Source organism: Pseudomonas sp. NPDC086581 (assembly GCF_044746165.1).
Classification (GTDB): Bacteria; Pseudomonadota; Gammaproteobacteria; order Pseudomonadales; family Pseudomonadaceae; genus Pseudomonas.
This window is the reverse complement of the sequence record NZ_JBIVBR010000013.1, coordinates 1-23,601: the sequence shown is the minus strand read 5'-3', so window position 1 is coordinate 23,601 and position 23,601 is coordinate 1. Positions and strand designations below refer to the sequence as shown.

The following is a 23,601-nucleotide window of genomic DNA, read 5'->3' as shown; positions in this document are numbered from 1 at the left end:
CATGCCTGCCGTACATCTCGCCGATGGCGACCTGAATTACCTTCTTGAAGGGTCCGCCGGCGCCCCCGTGCTGGTGCTGTCCAACTCGCTGGGTACCGACCTGCACATGTGGGACGCGCAGGTCGCCGCCTTCGCCGAACACTTCCGCGTGCTGCGCTATGACACCCGTGGCCACGGCGCTTCGCTGGTAACTCCCGGCCCGTACAGCATCGAACAGAACGGCCGCGACGTGCTGGCCCTGCTGGATGCGCTGGAGATTCCCCGCGCGCATTTCTGTGGCCTGTCCATGGGCGGCCTGATCGGCCAGTGGCTCGGCATCCACGCGCCGGAGCGCATCGAGCGCCTGGTGCTGTGCAACACCGCCGCCAAGATTGGCACCCCGGAAATCTGGAATCCGCGCATCGAGACCGTGCTCAGCGGCGGCGCCGAGGCTATGCGCAACTTGCGTGATGCTTCGATCTCGCGCTGGTTCACTGCCGACTTCGCCGAGGCCGAGCCGGGCAAGGTCGAGCCGATCGTCGGCATGCTGGCGCAGACCTCGCCGGAAGGTTACGCAGCCAACTGCGCGGCCGTGCGCGACGCCGATTTCCGTGGCGAGATCGGTGCTATCACCGCGCCGACCCTGGTGGTCTGTGGCGCCGCCGACCCGGTGACCACCACCGAGGACGGCCGCTTCCTGCAGGCGCGCATTCCCGGCGCCGAGCTGGTGGAATTCCGCGTCGCGCACCTGTCCAACGTGCAGGCCGGCGATGCCTTCAGCCTGCGCGTGCTGGACTTCCTGCGCGCATAGCTGCTTCTCGTAGGAGCGAGCTTGCTCGCGAACCTCAGCCCCCGCAGCGGGGGTTGTTCGCGAGCAAGGGCTAGGCGCCCCCTCGGTCCTACAGGTTGAATTTGGAGTTAGAGATGGACGAGAAAGAACGCTACGAAGCCGGCATGCAGGTGCGCCGCGCGGTGCTGGGCGACGCCCACGTCGACCGCAGCCTGCAGAAGCGCAATGCCTTCAACGAAGAGTTCCAGGAAATGATCACCCGCCACGCCTGGGGTGACATCTGGACCCGCCCCGGCCTGCCGCGCCACACCCGCAGCCTGATCACCATCGCCATGCTGATTGGCATGAACCGCGAGGGCGAGCTGACGCTGCACCTGCGCGCCGCGCGCAACAACGGCGTGACCCGCGAAGAGATCAAGGAAGTCCTGCTGCAGAGTGCGATCTACTGCGGCATCCCGGCCGCCAACGCCACCTTCCACCTCGCCGAGGCGGTGTGGGACGAGCTGGGCACCGAGTCGCTGGGCGACGCCTGATCAGCGCCGCCCGGACCACGCATCCGGGCGATGGCTGATTGGCGAGAGCGCCGATCGCAGGTAGGGCTGCTCTTGTAGGGCGCATAACGCGCCAGCGTTATCCGCCGCAGGATTGCCGGCGGATAACCTGTTCCAGGTTATGCGCCCTACGACCCTGCATCGGCGCGCTCTTCGTAGGAGCGAGCTTGCTTGCGAACCAGGGCCTGCACGCAGGCCTAGCCGGGAAGAGATCGCGGAGAAGCTCCGCTCCTACGAGAGCAAGAGCCCTCACCTTGGCTGGGGAGAGGGTATGCATAGGCGCGACGTCGCCTATGTCCCTCAGCTCTCCAGCTCCTTCCGATCCCTGAACAACTCCAGCGCCTGCGGGTTGGCCAGCGCGTCGGTGTTCTTCACCGGCTGGCCGTGCACCACGTTGCGCACCGCCAGTTCGACGATCTTGCCGCTGATGGTGCGCGGGATGTCGCTGACCGCGAGGATCTTCGCCGGTACGTGGCGAGGGGTGGTGTTGCTGCGGATGGTCTGGCGGATGCGCTCCTGCAACGTGTCGTCCAGTTCCACGCCGTCGCGCAGGCGTACGAACAGCACCACGCGAACATCGCCCTGCCAGTCCTGGCCGATGGCGATGGATTCCAGCACCTGCTCGATCTTCTCCACCTGGCGGTAGATTTCCGCGGTGCCGATGCGCACGCCGCCGGGGTTGAGCACGGCATCCGAGCGGCCATGGATCACCAGGCCGCCGTGTTCGGTTTCCTCGGCGTAGTCGCCGTGGGCCCAAACGCCGGGGAAGGTGGCGAAGTAGGCGTCGAGGAACTTCTCGTCGTTCGCGTCGTTCCAGAAGCCCACGGGGATCGACGGGAAGTGCCGTACGCAGACCAGCTCGCCTTTCTCGCCATGCACCGGTCTGCCGGCTTCGTCCCAGACCTCCACCGCCATGCCCAGCGCCTTGCACTGGATTTCCCCGCGCCACACCGGCGCGGTGGGGTTGCCGATGGCGAAGCAGGAAACGATGTCGGTGCCACCGGAGATCGACGACAGGCAGAGATCGGGTTTCACGTCACGGTAAACGTAATCGAAGCTCTCGTGGGCCAGCGGCGATCCGGTGGAAAGCAGTGTCTTCAGGCGCTCCAGCGAATGGGTCTGGCGCGGTCGCACGTTGGCCTTTTCCAACGCGGCGATGTACTTGGCGCTGGTGCCGAAGACGCTGATGTTCTCCGCGTCGATCAGGTCCATCAGGCGCTCGGGGCCGGGGTGGAAGGGCGAGCCATCGTAGAGCACCAGCGTCGCGCCGACCGCGAGGCCCGAGACCAGCCAGTTCCACATCATCCAGCCGCAGGTGGTGTAGTAGAACAGCGTGTCGTCCGGCCCCAGGTCGACGTGCAGGCCGTGTTCCTTGAGGTGCTGCAGCAGCACGCCACCGGCGCCGTGGACGATGCACTTGGGCACGCCGGTGGTGCCGGAGGAGTAGAGGATGTACAGCGGGTGGTCGAAGGGCACCGGGGTGAACACCGGGTCGCCGCCGCTGTGGAAAAAGTCCTGCCAGAGGCTGACCCGCGCCGGCGTCTGGAAGTCGCTGCGGCGCGCGTGGCCGTTGGCGTAGGGGACGATCACCAGCTGCTCCAGGCTGGGCAGCTGGGCGAGGATTTCGTTGAGCTTGGCGCTGAGGTCCAGCACCTTGCCGGCGTAGCGGTAGCCGGCGCAGGCGATCAGCACCTTGGGTTCGATCTGGCCGAAGCGGTCGATCACCCCATGGGTGCCGAAGTCCGGCGAGCAGCTCGACCAGGTGGCGCCCAGGCTGGTGGTGGCGAGCATGCCGACCACGGTCTGCCAGGTGTTGGGCATGAAGGCCGCGACGCGGTCGCCGACGCCCACGCCGGCTTCGCGCAGGGCGCGCTGCAAACCTGCGACCTGGGCAGCCAGCTCGGCATGGCTGATCACCTCGCGCTGTTCGTCCTCGCTGATGGCGATCAGCGCCGGCTTGCTGTCGCGGCGGCGCAGCAGGTGTTCGGCGAAGTTCAGGGTGGCGCCGGGGAACCAGCGCGCATCGGGCATTTCCGGGCCTTCCTCGAGGACCGCCGTGGGCGCCTCGTGGAACTGCACGCCGAAGGTGTCGACGATGGCGAGCCAGAAGGCTTCGCGCTCGGCGATGCTCCAGGCGTGCAGCGCGGCGTAGTCGGGCAGGTCGACGCCGTGCTGTTGCGCCACCTTGCGGCGGAAGGCGTCCATCCGGGTGGCGGCGGTGCGTTCGGGTGAGGGGGTCCAGAGCAGTGGGTTCATTGACGACGACTCCAGCGAAGGATCGGTGGGCACCGCCGACAAGCGGTACCCATCATCTTGACACGAAGCTTCGCCACAAGTGCTTCGCCGCTGCGGGTGAATCACTGCGCGACCCAGCCGCCGTCCATGTTCCAGGCGGCGCCGCGGACCTGGGCGGCGGCTTCTGAACACAAGAATAGCGCCAGCTCGCCGAGCTGTTCGGCGGTGACGAAATCGAGCGACGGCTGCTTCTCCGCCAGCAGGTCGTGGCGCGCCTGCTCCGGAGTGGCGCCGGCCTGCACCCGCGCATCGATCTGCTGCTGCACCAGCGGCGTCAGCACCCAGCCGGGGCAGATGGCGTTGCAGGTGATGGCGCTGGTGGCGGTTTCCAGGGCGGTGGTCCTGGTCAGGCCGATCACCCCGTGCTTGGCGGCCACGTAGGCGCTCTTGCCGGCGGAGGCGACCAGGCCGTGGGTGGAGGCGATGTTGAGGATGCGTCCCCAGCCGCGCTGGCGCATGCCCGGCAATGCCAGGCGGGTGGTGTGGAATACCGAGGAGAGGTTGATGGCGATGATCGCGTTCCAGCGCTCCACGGGGAACTCCTCCAGCGCCGCGACGTGCTGGATGCCGGCGTTGTTGACCAGGATGTCGAGGCCGCCGAACTCGCGCTCGACGTAGGTGACCATGTCGGCGATCTGCTCGGGTTGCGCCATGTCCGCACCGTGGTGGCCGATGCGCGTGCCGTGTACCGACAGCTCGCGCACGGCCGCGTCGATGTCGCCGAAGCCGTTGACCACCACGTTGGCGCCCGCCTGCGCGAGGCGCGCGGCGATGCCCAGGCCGATGCCGCTGGTGGAGCCGGTGACCAGTGCGGTCTTGCCTTTGAGAGTCATGTAAATCTCCTCTGGAACGGGTTGGTCGCATCGCTGCGACTATCAAAACATTGGATTACCCAGAATTCGTTTGTGGCCTTGCGAGCTAGAGCAGAACAAGGAAAAAGCAGGCGAGGACGCGGAGTTGACGTGTAGTCAATGAGCAGGTCATCGCCTGCTTTTGACGCAGTTATGCCGACGCGCAGCTAGCCACAAGCGGATTCTCAGACGATGCCGGTGGCGTAGAAGGTGCCTATCACCACGAACACCGCGAGGGTCTTGATCAAGGTGATGGCGAAGATGTCCTTGTAGGCCTCGCGGTGGGTCAGGCCGGTGACCGCGAGCAGGGTGATGACCGCGCCGTTGTGCGGCAGGGTGTCCATGCCGCCGGAGGCCATGGCCGCGACCCGGTGCAGCACCTCCAGCGGAATGTTGGCGGCGTGGGCGGCGGCGATGAACTGCTCGGACATGGCCGCCAGGGCGATGCTCATGCCGCCCGACGCCGAGCCGGTGATGCCGGCCAGGGTGGTGACGGTGATGGCCTCGTTGACCAGCGGATCGGGGATCTTCTTCAGCGCATCGGCCAGTACCAGGAAGCCCGGCAGCGAGGCGATCACCGCACCGAAGCCGTATTCCGAGGCAGTGTTCATGGCCGCCAGCAGCGCGCCGCCCACGGCGGTCTTGCTGCCCTCGGCAAGCTTGCTGCGGATCACCGTGAAGCTGGTCACCAGCACCAGCAGGATGCCCAGCAGCAGGGCCGCCTGCACCGCCCAGATGCCGGTCAGCTTGGCCACGTCGCTGGCCACCGGCGCGGCCATGCCGGCCAGTTGCAGGCTGTGGGTCTTGCCGTAGATCTGGGGAATCCAGTGGGTGAACAGCAGATTGGCAACACCCACCAGCACCAGCGGTGAGAGCGCCAGCAGCGGGTTGGGCAGTTTGATGTCGTCGGCGGTTTCCGGCTCGTTGCGCAGCTGCGTGCCGTAGCCTTCACCGGCAGCGCGCGCCTTGCCGGCCTGGCGGCGCAGGAACAGCATGCCCACGGCGAAGACGAACAGGCTGCCGATCAGCCCCAGCCAGGGCGCGGCCCAGCCGGTGGTGTTGAAGAAGGCGGTGGGGATGATGTTCTGGATCTGCGGGGTGCCGGGCAGGGCGTCCATGGTGAAGCTGAACGCGCCCAGGGCGATGGTCGCCGGGATCAGCCGCTTGGGAATGTTGCTCTGGCGGAACATCTCGGCGGCGAAGGGGTAGACCGCGAACACCACCACGAACAGCGACACGCCGCCGTAGGTGAGCAGGGCGCAGACCAGCACGATCACCAGCATCGCCTGGCTCGTGCCGAGCAGGCGGATGGCGGCGGCGACGATGGAGCGCGAGAAGCCCGACAGCTCGATCAGCTTGCCGAACACCGCGCCGAGCAGGAACACCGGGAAGTAGAGTTTGACGAAGCCGACCATCTTCTCCATGAACACCCCGGTGAAGGCCGGGGCGACGGCGGCAGGGTCCGTCAGCAGCACCGCGAGCAGCGCCGCGATGGGGGCGAAAAGGATCACGCTGTAGCCGCGGTAGGCGGCGAGCATCAGCAGGGCGAGGGCCGCAAGGGCGATGACCACGCTCATCGAAGTATCTCCAGTTGTCGCGCGGCCAGGAGCCGCGCGTCGTTCTTGTTGTAGTGGGCTTGCTTGACGATCAGGAGTCAGGCGCTCAGGCGGTTACCAGAGCGGCAGCACGTAGCTGAGGATCAGGCGGTTCTCGTCCAGGTCGTTGCCGAAGTGGCTGGAGCGCACCGTCGCGTTGCGCCACTTCACGCCGACGTTTTTCAGCGGGCCGCTCTGCACCACGTAGCCGATGTCGGTGTCGCGTTCCCACTCCTTGCCTTCGGGTTTGCCGGCGCCCAGCTCGATGTTGTCGCCGGACAGGTAGCGCGTCATGAAGGTCAGGCCGGGAACCCCGAGGGCGCCGAAGTCGTAGTCGTAGCGGGCCTGCCAGGATTTCTCGTCGCGGTTGGCGAAGTCGCCGATCTGCACGAAGTTGACCAGGAAGGCGTCGGTGCCGCCGATGTAGGCGAAGCCGGTGTCGCCGCTCATCGATTGGTAGCCGGCGCCGAAGCCGTGGCCGCCCAGGGTGTAGGTGAGCATGGCGCCGAAGGCACGGTTGTCGACGTTGCTGTGGCCATCGTTGTCGGAGCGCGCGTAGCGCAGGTCGGTCTTCAGCGCCTGGCCGGCGGCAATCGGCAGCATGTGCACCAGATTGACGATGTGCTGGTCGTAGAGCCCGTCGAGCTTGGCGTAGCTGTAGCCGGTGGTGAGTTGCGGCGTCCACTTGTAGCTCAGGCCGGCGAAGTCGAACTGGTCGCTGGTGTTGGTGGCGACGATGCCGCGGGCGCTGCCGCTGGTGACGGTCATGTCCTCGCGGTTGGAGGAGTCGCGCTGGCTCACCTGGCGCAGGCGGCCACCGTCGAAGGTCAGGCCGGCGAACTCGGCGGAGTTCAGGTGCGCGCCTTCGAAGGTCTGCGGCAGCAGGCGCGAATCGTTGGCCAGCACGGTGGGCAGCTTGGGCAGCAGGGTGCCGACTTTCAACACGCTTTTCGAAGCGCGCAGTTTGGCGGTAAGGCCCAGTTCGCTGTAGTCGTCGGGCGCGCCATGGACCTTCTGCTTGTCGCGCGGCAGCAGGCCGGAGCCGGCGCGGTCGGGGCTGGAATCCAGCTTCACGCCGAGCAGGCCGAGGGCATCCACGCCCACGCCGATGGTGCCTTCGGTGTAGCCGGACTCGTAGCGCAGGATGAAGCCCTGGGCCCATTCTTCCTGCTTGGACTGCGCGGCGTTGTCATGGCGGAAGTCGCGGTTGAAGTAGAAGTTGCGCAGTTCGACGCTGGCCTTGCTGTCGGCAAGAAATTCGGCGAAGGCCTGGGGCGAAAGGGCGAGGGTGGAGCCGAGGGCGGTCAGAACGGCGGCATGATTGAGCGTGGAGCGGCTCATCGGTGATCTCCTGGCGCGGCGCCGTGTGCGAAGCGGGACTGGCCGTGGTGTCCGCTGGGTCTGTTCGCGTTCGGGCAGCGTTGATTGTTGTTATGTCGGCTGTGCGGCGCGATGGCCGCGAGAGGCGACATAGCCAGGACCGTGCCAGGATTGTAACTATCTGATTTTTAAGTCTTATTTTGAGAAAATCGACTGCTGATGGATGCCGTTTGTCTCTGAATGGAGACGGATTTCCGCAAGGCTATGCCAGGGGCAGTGATTTGTGGAGAAACTGGCTTGTCTCATTTTTGAGACTTGTCTCTTTTTCGGGATTGGCGGGTCAGGGTTGCAGACCCAGTGCCGCCATCTTCTTGTACAGGGTGGAACGGCCCAGTCCGAGGCGCTGCGCGGCGGCGTCGACGTTGCCGGCCTGCTCGGCCAGGGTGTTGGCGATCAGCTCGCGCTCGAAGGCATCCCGTGCCGCATAGAAATCCTGCCCTTCGCCCAGCCTGGCTGACGGCGCTGCTGGGCCGACCGGCAACGGTTGCAGCTCACCCAGCGCAGAGCGCAGGGCAGCGGCATCGATCTGCGGGCGGTCGCCCAGCAGCACGGTGCGCTCCAGCAGGTTGCGCAGTTCGCGCACGTTGCCCGGCCAGGCGTGCCGGGCAAGCAGGGCGAGGCCGCCGGCATCCAGCTCGAAGAGGGTCTGACGGTCGTCGCGCAGGCCGTCGAGGATGGCTTCGCACAGCGCCGGCAGGTCTTCCAGGCGCGCGCGCAGTGGCGGAATCTCGATGGGCAGGACGTTGATGCGGTAGAACAGGTCTGCGCGGAAACGCCCCTCGCGCACGGCGGCGTCGAGGTCGATGGAGGTGGCCGCGATCAGGCGGACGTCGCTGCGCAGCATCTCATTGGAGCCCACCGGCTCGAATTCCTTTTCCTGCAGCACGCGCAGCAGCTTGCTCTGCAGGGTCAGCGGCATGTCGCCGATCTCGTCGAGGAACAGTGTGCCGCCCTGGGCGATCTGCAGCTTGCCGGCGCGGCCCTTGCGGTCGGCGCCGGTGAAGGCGCCCGGCGCGGTGCCGAAGAACTCGGCTTCCAGCAGGGTCTCCGGGATGGCGGCGGCGTTGAGGCTGACGAAGGGTTTGTCCGCGCGCGGCGACGATGCGTGGATGGCATGGGCGAGCAGCTCCTTGCCGGTGCCGGTCTCGCCCAGCAGCAGGATCGGCGCCTCGCTGGCGGCCCCCCGGCGGGCGCGCCGCTTCACTTCCAGGCTGGCCGGGCTGGTGCCGATGAAGTGCGCGAAGCTGTACTTGGCCTGGCGCGCCTGCAGCAGCGAGCGGGTCGAGGCCAGCTCGGCCTGCATGCGCTGGTAGCGGGTGAGCAGCGGTGAGAGCGCGCGCAGCTCGTCGAACAGGGCGAAGCCGATGCCGCCGATGACCTCGCCCGCGTCGTCTCGGATCGGCACGCGCATGACCACCAGCGGGTCCTTGGCCATGTCGAGGATGTCCAGCAGCATCGGCCGGCCGCTGCTGACCACTTCGCGCATCAGGCTGCCAGGGATCACCTGTTCCACCGGGCGGCCGATGGCCTGTTCGGCGTTGTCCAGGCCGAAGCGTTGGGCGTAGCGCTGGTTGATCCAGACGATGCGCGCCTCGCGGTCGACTATCACCGTGCCTTCGCTGAACTGCTCGAAGATCTCGAACAGCGAGCGGATCGCCAGTTGGCGGACGCTGGGGTAGTCCTTGAGGCTGTCGTTATCGGTCATCGGTGGGCCGTGCGCGAGGAGGGCAGAGGGCGCACTGTACCGGGATGTGGAGAGCAGGTCAGCCGGGTAGGGCGTTATCCGCCGATCCCTCGGCGGCGGATAAAGTGTTCCGCTTTATGTGTCCTGCGGTCTGCGTCGAGTGTCGTGGCTCCCTGGAGCAACTGTCTTCTTTCTGGCAAGTCTGTGCCGATGTTTCCCCCTCACCCCAACCCTCTCCCGGAGGGAGAGGGAGCAGATTGTGCCGGCTGACGCTGTAGTTTCATCCTGCGCCGAACGGTCCCCTCTCCCTCTGAGCGGGGCGCGCAGCCAGGGTTAGGGTGAGGGCAGATCCGAGCGCAGAAGCTCAGGGTAGGAACGGGCCATGCCTGCGATCGCGCGCATGGCGCGCTCCTACAGGTCGAATCCGGTGTCAGCGCTTGGACAGCTGCGCCTTGGCTACGCGCGAGCCGTTGGGCTTGTCGAGCACGGCGCAGATGCGCTGGCCGGCGTCGATCAGTTGGTCCAGGTCGATGCCGGTATCGATGCCCAGGCCGTTGAGCAGGTAGAGCACGTCCTCGGTGGCAACGTTGCCGGTGGCGCCCTTGGCGTAGGGGCAACCGCCCAGGCCCGCGACCGAGCTGTCGAACACCGCGATGCCTTCCAGCAGGCTCGCGTAGACGTTCGCAGTGGCCTGGCCGTAGGTATCGTGGAAGTGTCCGGCCAGTTGTTCGCGCGGCACGCGCTGGCCGACGACTTCGAACATGTGCCGGGTGGCGCCGGCGGTGCCGACGCCGATGGTATCGCCCAGGGAGACTTCGTAGCAGCCCATGGCGTGCAGCTCCGCGGCGACGGCGGCGACCTGTTCCGCGTCCACCTCACCCTGGTAAGGGCAACCGAGGACGCAGGAGACATAGCCGCGCACGCGCACACCGTGCTGGCGCGCTGCTTCCATGATCGGCACGAAGCGCTCCAGGCTCTCCTTGATCGAGCAGTTGATGTTCTTCTGCGAGAAGGCCTCGGAGGCGGCGGCGAATACCGCGACTTCCTTCACCTGCGATTCCAGCGCGGCCTCGAAGCCCTTCAGGTTCGGCGCCAACGCGGCGTAGGTGACGCCGGCCTTCTGCTGGATGCCGGCGAAGACTTCGGCCGAGCCGGCCATCTGCGGCACCCACTTGGGTGACACGAAGCTGCCGACCTCGATGTAGCTCAGGCCGGCGGCGGTGAGGTCGTCCACCAGGCGCACCTTGTCGGCGACGGCGATGGGCTGTTTCTCGTTCTGCAGGCCGTCGCGCGGGCCGACTTCGACCAGGCGGACGGATGGGGGCAGGGTCATGGTTTGTCCTCGTTGGGTTCTCGCGAAGGCTGGCTTTGGCTCTTTGTAAGGAGCGAGGGGGACGCCTAGTCCTTGCTCGCGAACGCATTGCACCCTGAGTTACTGGAGTGAAGCGGGTTCGCGAGCAAGCTCGCTCCTACAAAAAAGCGGCATCGGTATCGGGCGGAAGTCAGGTAGGGCGCATAAAGCGGAACGCTTTATCCGCCGTTGCTGCGTGGCGGATAACGCTGGCACGTTATGCGCCCTACGAAAGCCGGCGTCAGGCCGGTGCTTCTTCCAGCTCGACGAGCGCCGTTCCTTCCGACACCAGTTCGCCTTCGCTGCAATACAGCGATTTCACCACGCCAGCGTGCGGCGCGCGAATGCTGTGTTCCATCTTCATGGCTTCGAGCACCACCAGCGCGGCGCCGGCTTCGACGCTCTGGCCGGGTTCGACCAGGATGCGCACGATGCTGCCGTTCATCGGCGCGCCCAGGCCACCCTGGTGCGAGTGAGCGGCTTCGGCCTCGGCGATCGGGTCGAAGCGCTGCACGCTGACCAGCTCGCCGTTCCATTCCAGATAGAGGCTGTCGCCACGGCGGATAACCTGGTGACGGCGGCGAACTTCACCATCCTTTACATCCAGCCATTGCCCGTCGAGCTTCGCGATACGCTGGCCGTCGGCGTGGCGTAGACGTACGACATGCGACTCGCCCTTGGCCAGCAGGTGCAGGTCGGTTTCCCCCGGCAGGCCACTGCGCCAGCCGCTCTGGGCGGACCACGGCGAATGGGCGTCGTCGCCACGCACGCGGGCGGTTTCGCTCTGCACCCAGGCTTCGGCGGCAAGCTGCCAGAAACGCTCAGGCAGGGCGGTGGCCGCGGGCAGCAGGTCATCCTGGTAGCGGCCGATGAAGCCGGTATCCAGCTCACCCTCGGCGAAGGCCGGGTGGGCCAGCACGCGGCGCAGGAAGGCCAGGTTGGTCTTGAAGCCGCCGACGGCGGTTTCGCCGAGCATCGACAGCAGGCGCTGGCGGGCTTCCTCGCGGTTCTCGCCCCAGGCGATCAGCTTCGCCAGCATCGGGTCGTAGAACGGCGAGATGTCGTCGCCCTCGCGGATGCCGCTGTCCACCCGGCGGCCGGGGCCGGCGGCGGGTTCGCGGTACAGCGCGAGGTGGCCGCTGGCGGGCAGGAAGCCGCCTTCGGGGTCTTCGGCGTAGAGGCGTACTTCGATGGCGTGGCCAATCAGCGGCACCTGTGCCTGGGTGATCGGCAGCGGTTCGCCACGGGCAACGCGAATCTGCAGGGCGACCAGGTCGAGGCCGGTGATGGCTTCGGTGACCGGGTGCTCTACCTGCAGGCGGGTGTTCATTTCCATGAAGAAGAACTGGCCGCTGCCTTCGTCGTAGAGGAACTCCACGGTGCCGGCGCCGACGTAGCTGATGGCCTGGGCGGCGCGCACGGCGGCCTCGCCCATGCCCTGGCGCAGTTCCAGCGAGAGGCCCGGAGCCGGCGCTTCTTCCACCACTTTCTGGTGGCGGCGCTGGATCGAGCAGTCGCGCTCATTGAGGTACAGGCAGTTGCCGTGCTGGTCAGCGAACACCTGGATTTCCACGTGGCGCGGCTTGGTCAGGTACTTCTCTACCAGCATGCGCGAGTCGCCGAAACCGGACTGCGCTTCACGCTGGGCGGATTCCAGCGCCTCGGCCAGTTCGGCCTCGCGCTCCACCACCTTCATGCCCTTGCCACCGCCACCAGCGGCGGCTTTCAGCAGTACCGGGTAGCCGATGCGCTGCGCTTCGCGCTGGAAGGTCGCGTAGTCCTGCGCCTCGCCGTGGTAGCCGGGCACCAGCGGCACGCCGGCGGTTTCCATCAGCGCCTTGGCGGCGGACTTGCTGCCCATGGCGTCGATGGCGCTGGCCGGCGGGCCGAGGAACACCAGCCCGGCCTCTTCACAGGCGCGGGCGAAGCCGGCGTTCTCCGAGAGGAAGCCATAGCCGGGGTGGATGGCCTGGGCGCCGGCGGCTTTCGCGGCGGCGAGCACGGCGTCCGCGCGCAGGTAGCTTTCAGCCGGTTTGGCGCCGCCCAGGTCGATGGCGATGTCCGCCTCTTCGACGTGGCGGGCGTTGCGGTCGGTGGCGCTGTGCACGGCCACGGTGGTCAGGCCCAGGGCCTTGGCGGTGCGCATCACGCGGCAGGCGATCTCGCCGCGGTTGGCCACCAGCAGGGTATCGATCTTCTTCATCAGACTTGCTCCTGCCAGGCCGGTTTGCGTTTCTCCAGGAAGGCGCGCAGGCCTTCCTGCCCCTGGGGGCTGGTGCGGATACGGGCGATGGCGGCTTCGGTATACCGGCGGCGCTCAGGCGTGAGTTCGCCCGCGCCGATTTCGTGGAACAGCGCCTTGCACGCGACCAGGGCGGCAGGGCTGTTGTTCATGAGGTTGGCGATCCAGGCGTCGGCTTCGTCATCCAGGTCGGCGGCCGGGTAGTGCTCGTCCACCAGGCCCAGTTCGCGGGCTCGGATGCCGCTGAAGCGTTCTGCAGTCATGGCGTAGCGGGTGGCGGCGCGCTGGCCGATGGCTTTTGTGACGAACGGGCCGATGGTCGCGGGGATCAGGCCGATGCGCACTTCGGACAGGCAGAACTGCGCGTCCTCGGCGGCCAGGGCCATGTCGCAGCAGGCCACCAGTCCGACGCCGCCGCCGAAGGCCGCGCCCTGCACGATGGCGAGAGTCGGCTTGTTCAGCTGGTGCAGGTTGTAGAGCAGTTCGGCGAGCTGCTGGGCGTCGTTGAGGTTGCCCTGATAGTCCAGCTGCACGGATTCCTGCATCCACGCCAGGTCCGCGCCACCGCAGAAGTGCCGGCCGCGGCCGCGCAGCACGACCAGGCGTACGCGCTCGTCGCTGACCACGGCAGCCAGCGCCTGGATCAGCTCGGCGATGGTCTGGGCGTTGAAGGCGTTGTTCTTCTCCGGGCGGTTCAGCCAGAGAGTGGCGACGCCGCGCGGGTCGATATCAAGCTCAATGTTCTGATAGTCGGTCATGGCTGCGGCCTTACATGCGGAAGACGCCGAAGCGCGTGGCTTCGACAGGCGCGTTGAGCGAGGCGGAAATGGCCAGGCCTAGCACATCGCGGGTCTGTGCCGGGTCGATGACGCCGTCATCCCACAGACGCGCGCTGGAGTAGTAGGGGTGGCCCTGGCGCTCGTACTGTTCGAGGATCGGCGCCTTGATCTTCGCCTCGTCCTCGGCCGACAGCGCGTTACCGGCGCGTTCGGCCTGCTCGCGCTTGACCTGGGCCAGCACGCCGGCGGCCTGCTCGCCGCCCATCACGCCGATCCGCGCGTTGGGCCACATCCACAGGAAGCGCGGGTCGTAGGCGCGACCGCACATGCCGTAGTTACCGGCGCCGAAGCTGCCGCCGATGATCACGGTGAACTTCGGCACCTGCGCGCAGGCCACCGCGGTGACCAGCTTGGCGCCATGCTTGGCGATGCCACCGGCTTCGTACTTCTGGCCGACCATGAAGCCGGTGATGTTCTGCAGGAATACCAGCGGGATGCCGCGCTGGCAGGCCAGTTCGATGAAGTGCGCGCCTTTCTGCGCGGCTTCGGCGAAGAGAATGCCGTTGTTGGCGAGGATCGCCACCGGGTAGCCGTGCAGGTGGGCGAAGCCGCACACCAGGGTGGTGCCGAACAGCGCCTTGAACTCGTCGAATTCGCTGCCGTCGACCAGGCGGGCGATGATCTCGCGCACGTCGAAGGGCTGCTTGCTGTCCACCGGGATCACCCCGTACAGCTCCTCGCTGGCGTACAGCGGCGCGCGCGGGGCGCGGGTGTTGAGCTGGCCCTGCTTTGTCCAGTTGAGGTTGGCGATGCAGCGGCGGGCGATGGCCAGCGCGTGCTCGTCGTCCTCGGCGTAATGGTCGGCCACGCCGGAGGTCTTGCAGTGCACGTCGGCGCCGCCGAGGTCCTCGGCGCTCACTACCTCGCCGGTGGCTGCCTTCACCAGCGGCGGGCCGGCGAGGAAGATGGTGGCCTGGTTGCGCACCATGATGGTCTCGTCGCTCATCGCCGGCACGTAGGCGCCGCCGGCGGTGCAGGAGCCCATCACCACGGCGATTTGCGGGATGCCCTGGGCGCTCATGTTGGCCTGGTTGAAGAAGATGCGGCCGAAGTGCTCTCGGTCGGGGAAGACCTCGTCCTGGCGCGGCAGGTTGGCCCCCCCGGAGTCCACCAGGTAGATGCAGGGCAGGCGGTTCTGTTGGGCGATGGTCTGGGCGCGCAGGTGCTTCTTCACGGTCAGCGGGTAGTAGCTGCCGCCCTTCACCGTGGCGTCGTTGCCGACGATCATGCATTCCACGCCTTCCACGCGGCCGATGCCGGCGACCACGCCGGCGGCGGCGACGTCTTCGCCGTACACCTCATGGGCGGCGAGGGCGGAGACTTCGAGGAAGGGGGAGCCGGCGTCGAGCAGGCGGTTGATGCGTTCGCGCACCAGCAGCTTGCCGCGTGCGGTGTGCTTGGCCTGGGCGGCGGCGCCGCCGCCTTCGTGGACGCGGCCGAGGACGGTGCGCAGGTCCTGGACGTTCTCCAGCATGGTCGCGGCGTTGGCGGCGTATTCCGGGGAACGGGTGTTGAGTTGGGTGCCGAGGATGGTCATAGGGTCTCCACGAGCGGGAAAAGACCTGTAGGAGCGAGGGGGCGCCTAGCCCTTGCTCGCGAAGCTCTGCATGAGGCGGTTCGCGAGCAAGCTCGCTCCTACAAAGGCAAGGGGGTCAGTGTTCAGCGGGTCTCGTTGAACAGCTCGCGGCCGATCAGCATGCGGCGGATTTCACTGGTGCCGGCGCCGATCTCGTAGAGCTTGGCGTCGCGCAGCAGGCGGCCGGTGGGGAATTCGTTGATGTAGCCGTTGCCGCCGAGGATCTGGATCGCGTCCAGGGCCATCTGGGTGGCGCGCTCGGCGGTGTAGAGGATCACCCCGGCGGCGTCCTTGCGGGTGGTCTCGCCACGGTCGCAGGCCTGGGCGACAGCATAGAGGTAGGCGCGGCTGGCGTTGAGCTGGGTGTACATGTCGGCGACCTTGCCCTGGATCAGCTGGAACTCGCCGATGCTCTGACCGAACTGCTTGCGGTCGTGGATGTAGGGGACGATCACGTCCATGCAGGCCTGCATGATGCCGATCGGGCCGCCGGCGAGGACGACGCGCTCGTAGTCCAGGCCGCTCATCAGCACCTTCACGCCGCCGTTGACCGCGCCCAGCACGTTCTCTTCCGGCACTTCCACGTCATCGAAGAACAGCTCGCAGGTGTTCGAGCCGCGCATGCCCAGCTTGTCGAACTTGCTGCCACGGCTGAAGCCTTTCCAGTCGCGCTCGACGATGAACGCGGTGATGCCGTGGGCGCCTTTCTCTGGCTCGGTCTTGGCGTAGATCACGTAGGTGTTGGCGTCCGGGCCGTTGGTGATCCAGGTCTTGCTGCCATTGATGACGAAGCGGTCGCCGCGCTTCTCGGCGCGCAGCTTCATCGACACCACGTCGGAGCCGGCGTTGGGCTCGCTCATGGCCAGGGCGCCGATGTGCTCGCCGCTGATAAGCTTGGGCAGGTACTTGGCCTTCTGCTCGGCGTTGCCGTTGCGCTTGATCTGGTTGACGCACAGGTTGGAGTGCGCGCCGTAGGACAGGCCGACCGAAGCCGAGCCACGGCTGATCTCCTCGATGGCGATGACGTGGGCCAGGTAACCCATGTTGGCGCCGCCGTATTCCTCCGCGACGGTGATGCCGAGCAGGCCCATGTCACCGAACTTCTTCCACATGTCCATGGGGAACAGGTTGTCGGCGTCGATCTGCGCGGCGCGCGGGGCCAGTTCGCTGGCGACGAAGCCCTGCACCTGCTCGCGCAGCATGTCGATGGTTTCGCCGAGGCCGAAGTTGAGGGAGGGGTAGCTCATGGAATCACCTGTACTTGTATTTGTAATCTGATGAGAGAGCGGAGCAGGGCGTCGAGGTCAGCTCGGCACGCGCTGCTTGCGGGGTTTGTCGGTCTCGGCCATGGCCGCCAGGCAGCGCTCCTCGGCCGTGTCCAGTTCCAGTTTCATCTGCTCGATGTCGAGCAACTGCTGTTCCAGCTGCGCGCGGCGCGCGGTGATCTTGTCGAGGAAGGTCTGCAACTGCTTGGTGTTGCCGCTGCTGGGGTCGTAGAGGTCGATCAGCTCCTTGCACTCGGCCAGCGAGAAGCCGATGCGCTTGCCGCGCAGGATCAGCTTCAGAGCCACCAGGTCCTTGGCGCTGTAGATGCGCTCCTGGCCGCGGCGCTCGGGGCTGAGCATGCCTTGTTCCTCGTAGAAACGAATGGCGCGGGTGGTGACGTCCAGTTCGCGGGCAAGCTCGGAGATGGTGTAGGTCGTGGCCATGGGAATGCTCTTGCTAGGTCGTTTACCTTTACGTTAACGTAAACCTGCCTTGAGTCAGTGTCAATACAACTCGAAGGCGGCGAAGGACGGGGGAGTGGCGCGGGAATTGCCTGCTGCTTCCTACTAGACTTTCCTACTTGGGGCTTCCCCTTTACTGACGCCGTCTGCGGGTGTACACAGCCCTGACCAGCCTGCGAGTTCCGCGCCCTGACATCCCTGAAATGGGGCACGGAACCTACCGGAGCGATGCATGACTACAAGAACAATAAGCAGCGACCTGCTGCGCGAAGCCCATTTGGCCCGTGAACGCCTGCAACAGGAAGGCGAAGTCCCCAGCGGCGTGCTCCGCGAGGAAATCGACGCCTCCTGGCGGCGCAGCGTCGGCCATGGCCTGGACTGCGCGAGCGGCACCGAGCACGGCCTCGATACGCGGGTGAAGCCCGACGTGCTGCTGGCCGGCAATCGCGTTTTGCTCGACGCCGCCACCCCCGAACTCGACTACCTGCAACAGCGCCAGGGCCATGACGGCGTGATCATCCTGGCCAATGCCGACGCCACCATCCTGTCCGTCGAAGGCGCCCGCGAGCGCATGCAGAGCAAGGGCTTGGCCGACATCGTCCAGGGCGCCTGCTGGAGCGAAGCCTCGCGCGGCACCAATGCCCTGGGCACCGCGCTGGTAGAGAAGCGCGCCACGCAAATCGATTGCGGCGAGCACTTCCTCGACCGCCTGAGCCGCTTCTCCTGCACCTCGGTGCCCATCGAAGGGCCGCAGGGCACGCTGCTCGGCGTGCTCGACATGACCCGTGAAGGGCCGCTCTCCGGCCCGCGCGAAAGCCTCTCGCTGCTCAGCCTCGCGGTGTTCCAGATCGAAGCGCGGCTGTTCGCCGTCAGCCATCCGGGGCAGGTGGTGATCGCCTTCCATTACCGCCGCCAGTACCTGGATTCCGCCTGGCAGGGCCTGCTGGCGCTGGGGCTGGACGGCAAGGTGCTGGCCGTCAGCGGCCAGGCCTGCCAGTTGCTCGGCGCCAACCGAGAAGCCCTCGTCGGCCGGCGCAGTGAAGATTTCCTCGGCGTGCGCGGTGAGCAGCTCATCGCGCGGCTATACCAGGGCGGCGTGGGCAGCCTGCAGACGCCCAAGGGCGAGCTGTTCTACAAGACCCTGCAAGCGCCGCTGCGCAGCCATGCGGTGCCGGTCAGTACGCGTGCGCCGCGCCCGGCGGCCGGTCCCGAACTCGAAGCTCTGGCCGGCAATCACCCCCGCTACGCCCGTGCCCTGCGCATGGCGCGCCAGGGGTTGGTGAACGAACTGCCCGTGCTGCTGCTGGGCGAAACCGGCAGCGGCAAGGAAGTGGTGGCCCGTGCCCTGCACCAGGCCAGCGCGCGCAGCGACAAGCCCTTCGTCGCGGTGAACTGCGCGGCGATTCCCGAGGGCCTGATCGAGTCCGAACTCTTTGGCTACCGCGACGGCGCCTTTACCGGCTCTCGGCGCGGCGGCATGGTCGGACGGCTGCTGCAGGCCCACGGCGGCACGCTGTTCCTCGATGAAATCGGCGATATGCCCCTGGCCCTGCAGGCGCGGCTGTTGCGCGTACTGCAGGAGCGCAAGGTGGCGCCGCTGGGCGCTGGCGAAGAGCAGGACATCGACGTCGCGCTGATCTGCGCCACCCACCGCGACCTCAAGCGCCTGGTGGAGGAAAAGCACTTCCGCGAGGACCTCTACTACCGCGTCAACGGCATCAGCGTGAAGCTGCCGGCGCTGCGCGAACGCGACGACCTCGCCGAACTCGCCAGAGGTCTACTGGCACGCCTGGGCGCGCCGAAGGTGAAACTCTCCGCCGAACTGCTCGGCCTGCTGCGCGAATACCATTGGCCGGGCAACATCCGCCAGCTGGAGATGGTCCTGCGCACCGCGCTGGCCATGCGCGAGGAGGGCGAGGAGGAACTTGGCCTCGACCATCTGCCCGACAGCACTCTCGACGAACTCGCCGCCGGCGAGCGGCCGCAGAGCGGCAGCATCCGCGAGAACGAACTGGAGTTGATCCGCCAGGCGCTGGAGCGCCACCAGGGCAACGTTTCCGCCGCTGCCGATGCGCTGGGCATCAGCCGCGCCACGCTGTACCGCAAGCTCAAGCAACTCAAGGTGGGCTGATGTTCTTCACCCGCCTGATCGAGAGCGACGATCCCCAGGCGCTCAAGGCTTCGCTGCGTTGGCTGTACGGCTTCGTGAGGCCGCACAAGGCGGCCATCGCCGGCCTGCTCGGGTTGTCGTTCTGCGCATCCCTGCTGGTGCTGGCGCAGCCCTGGCTGACCAAGACGCTGATCGACGACGGCTTGCTGGCGAAGAACTTCCCGGTGCTGGTGACGGTGGCGGTGGCGATGATCATCGTCGGCCTGGCGGGTACGGCGTTGTCCGGCCTTAACCGCTACCTGCACACGCGGCTGTCCGGGCGCATCCTGTTCGCCTTGCGCGATGCGTTGTACCGCCACCTGCAGACGCTTTCGCCGAGCTTCTTCGGCCGCCGTCGCATCGGCGACCTGATGTCCCGGCTCGACGGCGACGTCGCCGAGATCCAGCGCTTCGCCGTGGACTCGCTGTTCTCCGCGGTCTCCAGCGTGATCGGCCTGGTCGGTGCGCTGGTGCTGTTGCTCACCCTGTCCTGGAAGCTCTCGCTGCTGGTGGCGCTGCTGATCCCGCTGGACGTGCTCTGGCTGCGCTGGATGCGGCGCAAGGTGGAGCGCGAGGCGCGCGGCCTGCGCGAGCGTTCGGCGGACCTCTCGTCGTTCTTCGTCGAGACGCTGCCGGCCATGAAATTCATCCAGTCCGCCGGCCAGCAATCCCGCGAAGCCGGGCGCCTGGAAGGGCTGGGGCAGGGCTACCTGGGCCAGTTGCTACGCCTGCAACTCACCGAGTTCTTCACCCAGGCGGTGCCCGGTACGCTGATGTCGCTGTCGCGCGCCTGCGCCTTCCTGGTCGGCGGTTACTGGGTGGTGCAGGGCACCTGGCAGCTGGGTTCGCTGATCGCTTTTTCCACCTATCTGGGCATGGCCATCGGGCCGGTGCAGAGCCTGCTCGGCCTGTACGTCGCGCTGCAACGTATGACCGTCAGCCTCGGCCGGGTGATGGAGCTGCGCGGCGAAGAAGCGACCATCGTTTCACCTGCCGCACCACGACCGATGCCGGCGGTGGGCGAGCTGCGCCTGGAGAATCTGCACTACGCCTGGCCTGGCCGTGTGCAGCCGGTTTTACAGGATGTGCAGGCGGTGATTCCCGCCGGCCTCAAGGTCGCGCTGAGCGGCCCGTCCGGGGTCGGCAAGAGCACCCTGATCGATCTGCTGCAACGCTTCTACGATCCTGACCAGGGGCGCATCCTGCTCGACGGCGTGGACCTGCGCGAACTCGACCTGCACGCCCTGCGCCGGCGCGTGGCGGTGGTCAGCCAGGACATCGTGCTGTTCCGCGGCAGCCTCGCCGACAACCTGGCCTACAGCGCGCCCGAGTCGAGCCGCGAGGCCATCGACAGGGCCGCCCGCGCGGCGCAGCTGGACAGCCTGATCGCCAGCCTGCCCGAAGGCCTCGACAGCCCGCTGGGCGAGCGTGGCCAGCAGCTTTCCGGCGGGCAGAAACAACGCATCGCCATCGCCCGCGCGCTGCTGCAGGACCCGCTGATCCTGGTGCTCGACGAAGCCACTTCGCAGGTGGACGAGAGCACCGAGCGGGAGGTGATCGCGGCTATCGACCGGCTGTTCGCCGGGCGCACGCGGCTGCTGATCAGCCACCGCACCTCGACTCTGGCTGCCGCCGACCTGCATCTTGAATTGCAGGATGGGCAGATGCGGGTGCGTGAGGCGCAGGCGGTGCAGCAGCATGAGGCCTGAATTGTGTTGGTCGGCGTAATCGATAGCGGGCATTCGGAGGAACAGGCTGCGTCGGTCATCAGTGGCCAGCGCTTCCGCCTGGCCGATGATGGATTGGACCGACTGCCATTGTCGGTTGATCTGCTGGGCCACGGCAGCGCTGTCTGCGCAGCGATCCTTTCCCATGCACCGGATGCTCGCCTATGCGTCGCCCAGGTCTTCGATGAACGCGGCGTGACCAGCCCGCTGCAGATCGCCGCCGCGTTGCACTGGCTTCGCGAGCAGGGCGTGCGGGTGATCAACCTGAGCCTGGGCGTGCGCCAGGACCGGCCGATCCTGCGCGAGGCCGTGACGGAGCTGATCGAGGCCGGCGTGCTGGTCTGCGCGTCCAGCCCGGCGCGGGGCGAGCCGGTGTTTCCGGCGAGCTATCCGGGCGTGATCCGGGTGACCGGCGATGCCCGTTGCGGCGAGGGCGAGTGGTCCTGGCTGGAAAGTGCGCAGGCCGATTTCGGTGCGGCGGTGAAAGTAGGCGCGCGCTCCGGGGCGAGCCTGGGGTGTGCGGCCTTCAGTGGGCATCTGGCGGCGCTGCTGGTTGAGAGGCCGGAGCTGTCGAATGTGCAACTCATCGAGGTGATGCGTGAGCGGGCGGCTTTTCGGGGGATTGAGCGGAGGGTGGGGTTGTGAGTGACGGTGACCTTCATTTCCCTCACCCCAGCCCTGGCTGCGCGCCCCGCTCCGAAGGGAGAGGGAGCCGTGCTCGTCGAGCGTTCATCTCTGGAGCTGTCCTGTCGTTTCCGGCGTGTGCAGAAGCCTCCCTGCGCACCGAACAGTCCCCTCTCCCTCTGGGAGAGGGCTAGGGTGAGGGCAGCCGCCGCATGAGTAACCTCCCCATTTTGATCCTCGGCGCCGGCCCTGCCGGAGCGGCGGTCGCCCTCGGCCTGCGCCGCCTCGGATACCCCGTCACCGTGATCAGTGAATGGCGTCGCTTCGCTGCGGTGGAAGGTGTGTCCCAGCGGGTGCTGGAAGGCCTGCGAAACTCAGGCCTCAAGCACGCACTGGACTGCGCTGCACCGCCGTCGCAACGCCGCGTGCTTTGGAATGGCCTGGAAAGCGCGCAGAACATCGAATGCATTCTCGACCGCCCGCGCTTCGATGCCGGGCTGCGCGAGGACCTGAAGCAGGCCGGCGTCGAACTGATCGAAGCCCAGGTGCTGGCTGTGGCGGAACAAGCCCCCGGCTGGCGCATAAAGCTCGAAGGCGGCCGCGAAGCGCAGGGCGCCTTCCTGGTCGAGGCCCGAGGCCGGCAGGCGCCGCTGAACCAGAACGGAATGAAAGCCCGGCGCGGCCCGGAAACCCTCAGCCTGCTCAATCGCTGGCAGGGCGAGCCCGGTGTAGTGGCGACGGCGGTGGAAAGCCTGGCCGACGGCTGGGCGTGGATGGCGCGGCTGGCGGACGGGCGCTGCTATTGGCAGCTCACCCTGGATGTCGCCAGCAGCCAGTTGCCGCCCCGCGAGCAGTTGCTCGATTACTGCCGCGAGCGCCGCAATGCGTCGACGCTGGTCCGGCAATTCTTCGGCGATGCCGCCGAACGCGAACTGGACCTGCACGCCCGCAGCAGCACGGCGATCCTCTGCCTGGAAGCCTGTGGCGACAACTGGATTCGCGTGGGCGATGCGGCGATGGCGGTGGACCCGCTGTCCGGCAATGGCATCTTCCAGTCGCTGTCTTCGGCCCTGCAGGCGCCGCTGGTGATCAACACGCTGCTGCGCGCGCCGGAGCGCGCGGCATTGGCCCGGCGCTTCCATCAGCAACGGGTCGAGCAACTATTTCTGCGCTTTGCCCGCGTCGGCCGTGACTTCTATGCCAGCGAAACGCGGTGGGCCGATCAGCCGTTCTGGCAGGCCCGTCGCGCTTGGCCGGACGAACAGCCGAGCCACGTGCCGGCGGACTTCTCCAGCCTGCGCATCGAGCGCGCCCCGGTGCTCAAGGGCGAGTTCGTCGACGAGGCGGAAGTAGTGGTCAGCGCCGACCAGCCGCTGGGCATCTGGCATCTCGACGGCCTGGAGCTGGCGCCCTGGCTGCGGCGGCTGCGTGCAGAGCCCGAGGCGCAGGTACTGGCGGACCTGCCACCGGAGCGCCGTCGAGCCTTCCAGGGTTGGCTGCTCGCCCAGGGCTATCGACCGCAGCTTTAACCACTTCACGGATTTTCGAGGTTGCGCTGGGCGATGATGCCCGGCTGCCCGATGGAGAATCCCATGGCCTTCCTGCGCTCCGCCTTTGCCCTGTCGCTGATCCTGCTGACGCTCTTCGATACTTCGCTCGCGGCCTCGACGCCGGCGGCCGATACCGCCAGCGCGGAGCGCTTCCTGCGGCAGATCTACGCCAGCTACACGCCTGACGGCCCCGGTGTGCCGAACGGCAAGCTCAAGGAGACGGATGTCTTCGACGCTTCGCTGATCGCCTTGATGAAGGCGGACCAGGAGGCTGCCGGTGGTGAACTGGGGTACCTGGGTGGCGACCCGCTGTGCGATTGCCAGGACTGGGGCGATATCAAGGTGAAGTCGCTGGACTTCGACGCCGTAGACGACGAGCGAATCAAGGCCCAGGTGGTGCTCAAGGATGCGCTGACGGGGGAGGACCGCGATCTTGGCCTGCTGCTGCATCGCACGGCTGGCGGCTGGCTCGTCGAGGACTGCTTCAACGAGCAGGGCAGCCTGGCCGAGAACCTGCGGCATAGCACGCGTGAGCTTCTTCAGCTGAAGCAGGGCGTGGGCAAGCCCTGATTGTTTGTACTGATGTTGACGGCAGCGTAGGAGCAACTGTCTTCACACGGCACCTGTCCTCCAACCGGTGCCGTCTCTCACCATCGCGTTGATCCGCACGATCAGTACGCGCATGCATGCC

17 protein-coding genes and 1 pseudogene are annotated in these 23,601 nt (G+C 67.0%); 7 read left to right on the top strand and 11 right to left on the bottom strand.

The window, feature by feature from the left end; all coding sequences use genetic code 11:
* The first annotated feature begins 1 nt into the window (after position 1).
* Positions 2-790, top strand: a complete 789-nt coding sequence (gene pcaD, locus ACIPK7_RS23910; protein WP_401090625.1) for a 3-oxoadipate enol-lactonase — start codon at positions 2-4, stop codon at positions 788-790.
* Between the two features lie 113 nt (positions 791-903).
* Entirely contained in the window at positions 904-1,302 is a 399-nt protein-coding gene (pcaC, locus tag ACIPK7_RS23905) for a 4-carboxymuconolactone decarboxylase (protein WP_045208224.1), read from the top strand.
* 318 nt (positions 1,303-1,620) lie between these two features.
* On the opposite strand, the gene ACIPK7_RS23900 is transcribed toward pcaC, so the two are convergent.
* The 11 genes from ACIPK7_RS23900 to ACIPK7_RS23850 all read right to left on the bottom strand — a co-directional run bounded on the left by ACIPK7_RS23900 (position 1,621) and on the right by ACIPK7_RS23850 (position 16,842).
* Positions 1,621-3,576, bottom strand: coding sequence for an acetoacetate--CoA ligase (locus ACIPK7_RS23900; protein ID WP_401090623.1), 1,956 nt, complete (start codon positions 3,574-3,576; stop codon positions 1,621-1,623).
* Positions 3,577-3,677: 101 nt separating this feature from the next.
* Positions 3,678-4,448, bottom strand: coding sequence for a 3-hydroxybutyrate dehydrogenase (locus ACIPK7_RS23895; RefSeq protein WP_401090621.1), 771 nt, complete (start codon positions 4,446-4,448; stop codon positions 3,678-3,680).
* A 203-nt stretch (positions 4,449-4,651) separates the two neighbouring features.
* On the bottom strand, positions 4,652-6,043 hold the full coding sequence (locus ACIPK7_RS23890; RefSeq protein ID WP_401090619.1) for a GntP family permease: 1,392 nt from the start codon (positions 6,041-6,043) through the stop codon (positions 4,652-4,654).
* A 93-nt stretch (positions 6,044-6,136) separates the two neighbouring features.
* Positions 6,137-7,402, bottom strand: coding sequence for an OprD family porin (locus tag ACIPK7_RS23885; RefSeq protein WP_401090617.1), 1,266 nt, complete (start codon positions 7,400-7,402; stop codon positions 6,137-6,139).
* Between the two features lie 319 nt (positions 7,403-7,721).
* Positions 7,722-9,146 (bottom strand): sigma-54 interaction domain-containing protein, encoded by a 1,425-nt coding sequence (locus ACIPK7_RS23880; RefSeq protein ID WP_401090615.1) that lies wholly within the window; start codon positions 9,144-9,146, stop codon positions 7,722-7,724.
* A 409-nt stretch (positions 9,147-9,555) separates the two neighbouring features.
* Entirely contained in the window at positions 9,556-10,458 is a 903-nt protein-coding gene (locus ACIPK7_RS23875; protein WP_401090613.1) for a hydroxymethylglutaryl-CoA lyase, read from the bottom strand.
* Between the two features lie 259 nt (positions 10,459-10,717).
* Positions 10,718-12,679: an acetyl-CoA carboxylase biotin carboxylase subunit gene (locus ACIPK7_RS23870; RefSeq protein WP_401090611.1), complete on the bottom strand. Its 1,962-nt coding sequence runs from the start codon at positions 12,677-12,679 to the stop codon at positions 10,718-10,720.
* Positions 12,679-13,476: a gamma-carboxygeranoyl-CoA hydratase gene (locus ACIPK7_RS23865; protein ID WP_401090609.1), complete on the bottom strand. Its 798-nt coding sequence runs from the start codon at positions 13,474-13,476 to the stop codon at positions 12,679-12,681. Before ACIPK7_RS23865 ends, ACIPK7_RS23870 begins: the two co-directional genes overlap by 1 nt.
* A gap of 10 nt (positions 13,477-13,486) precedes the next feature.
* A complete protein-coding gene (locus ACIPK7_RS23860) occupies positions 13,487-15,094 on the bottom strand; it encodes a carboxyl transferase domain-containing protein (protein ID WP_401090607.1) in 1,608 nt (535 codons plus the stop codon).
* Positions 15,095-15,216: 122 nt separating this feature from the next.
* On the bottom strand, positions 15,217-16,380 hold the full coding sequence (locus ACIPK7_RS23855; protein WP_401090605.1) for an isovaleryl-CoA dehydrogenase: 1,164 nt from the start codon (positions 16,378-16,380) through the stop codon (positions 15,217-15,219).
* Positions 16,381-16,437: 57 nt separating this feature from the next.
* Positions 16,438-16,842: a MerR family DNA-binding transcriptional regulator gene (locus ACIPK7_RS23850; protein ID WP_401090603.1), complete on the bottom strand. Its 405-nt coding sequence runs from the start codon at positions 16,840-16,842 to the stop codon at positions 16,438-16,440.
* A gap of 250 nt (positions 16,843-17,092) precedes the next feature.
* Here ACIPK7_RS23850 and ACIPK7_RS23845 point away from each other — a divergent pair, with 250 nt between their 5' ends.
* The 5 genes and pseudogenes from ACIPK7_RS23845 to ACIPK7_RS23825 all read left to right on the top strand — a co-directional run bounded on the left by ACIPK7_RS23845 (position 17,093) and on the right by ACIPK7_RS23825 (position 23,480).
* On the top strand, positions 17,093-18,991 hold the full coding sequence (locus tag ACIPK7_RS23845) for a sigma-54-dependent Fis family transcriptional regulator (RefSeq protein ID WP_401090601.1): 1,899 nt from the start codon (positions 17,093-17,095) through the stop codon (positions 18,989-18,991).
* On the top strand, positions 18,991-20,718 hold the full coding sequence (locus tag ACIPK7_RS23840) for an ABC transporter ATP-binding protein (RefSeq protein WP_401090599.1): 1,728 nt from the start codon (positions 18,991-18,993) through the stop codon (positions 20,716-20,718). The genes ACIPK7_RS23845 and ACIPK7_RS23840 overlap by 1 nt, the downstream gene beginning before the upstream one ends.
* Positions 20,708-21,381, top strand: a pseudogene (locus tag ACIPK7_RS23835) (S8 family serine peptidase). The gene ACIPK7_RS23840 and the pseudogene ACIPK7_RS23835 overlap by 11 nt, the downstream one beginning before the upstream one ends.
* A gap of 191 nt (positions 21,382-21,572) precedes the next feature.
* A complete protein-coding gene (locus tag ACIPK7_RS23830) occupies positions 21,573-22,889 on the top strand; it encodes an NAD(P)/FAD-dependent oxidoreductase (protein WP_401090597.1) in 1,317 nt (438 codons plus the stop codon).
* Positions 22,890-22,952: 63 nt separating this feature from the next.
* Complete coding sequence (locus ACIPK7_RS23825) at positions 22,953-23,480, top strand: hypothetical protein (RefSeq protein WP_401090595.1); 528 nt, start codon at positions 22,953-22,955, stop codon at positions 23,478-23,480.
* Positions 23,481-23,601 lie beyond the last annotated feature (121 nt).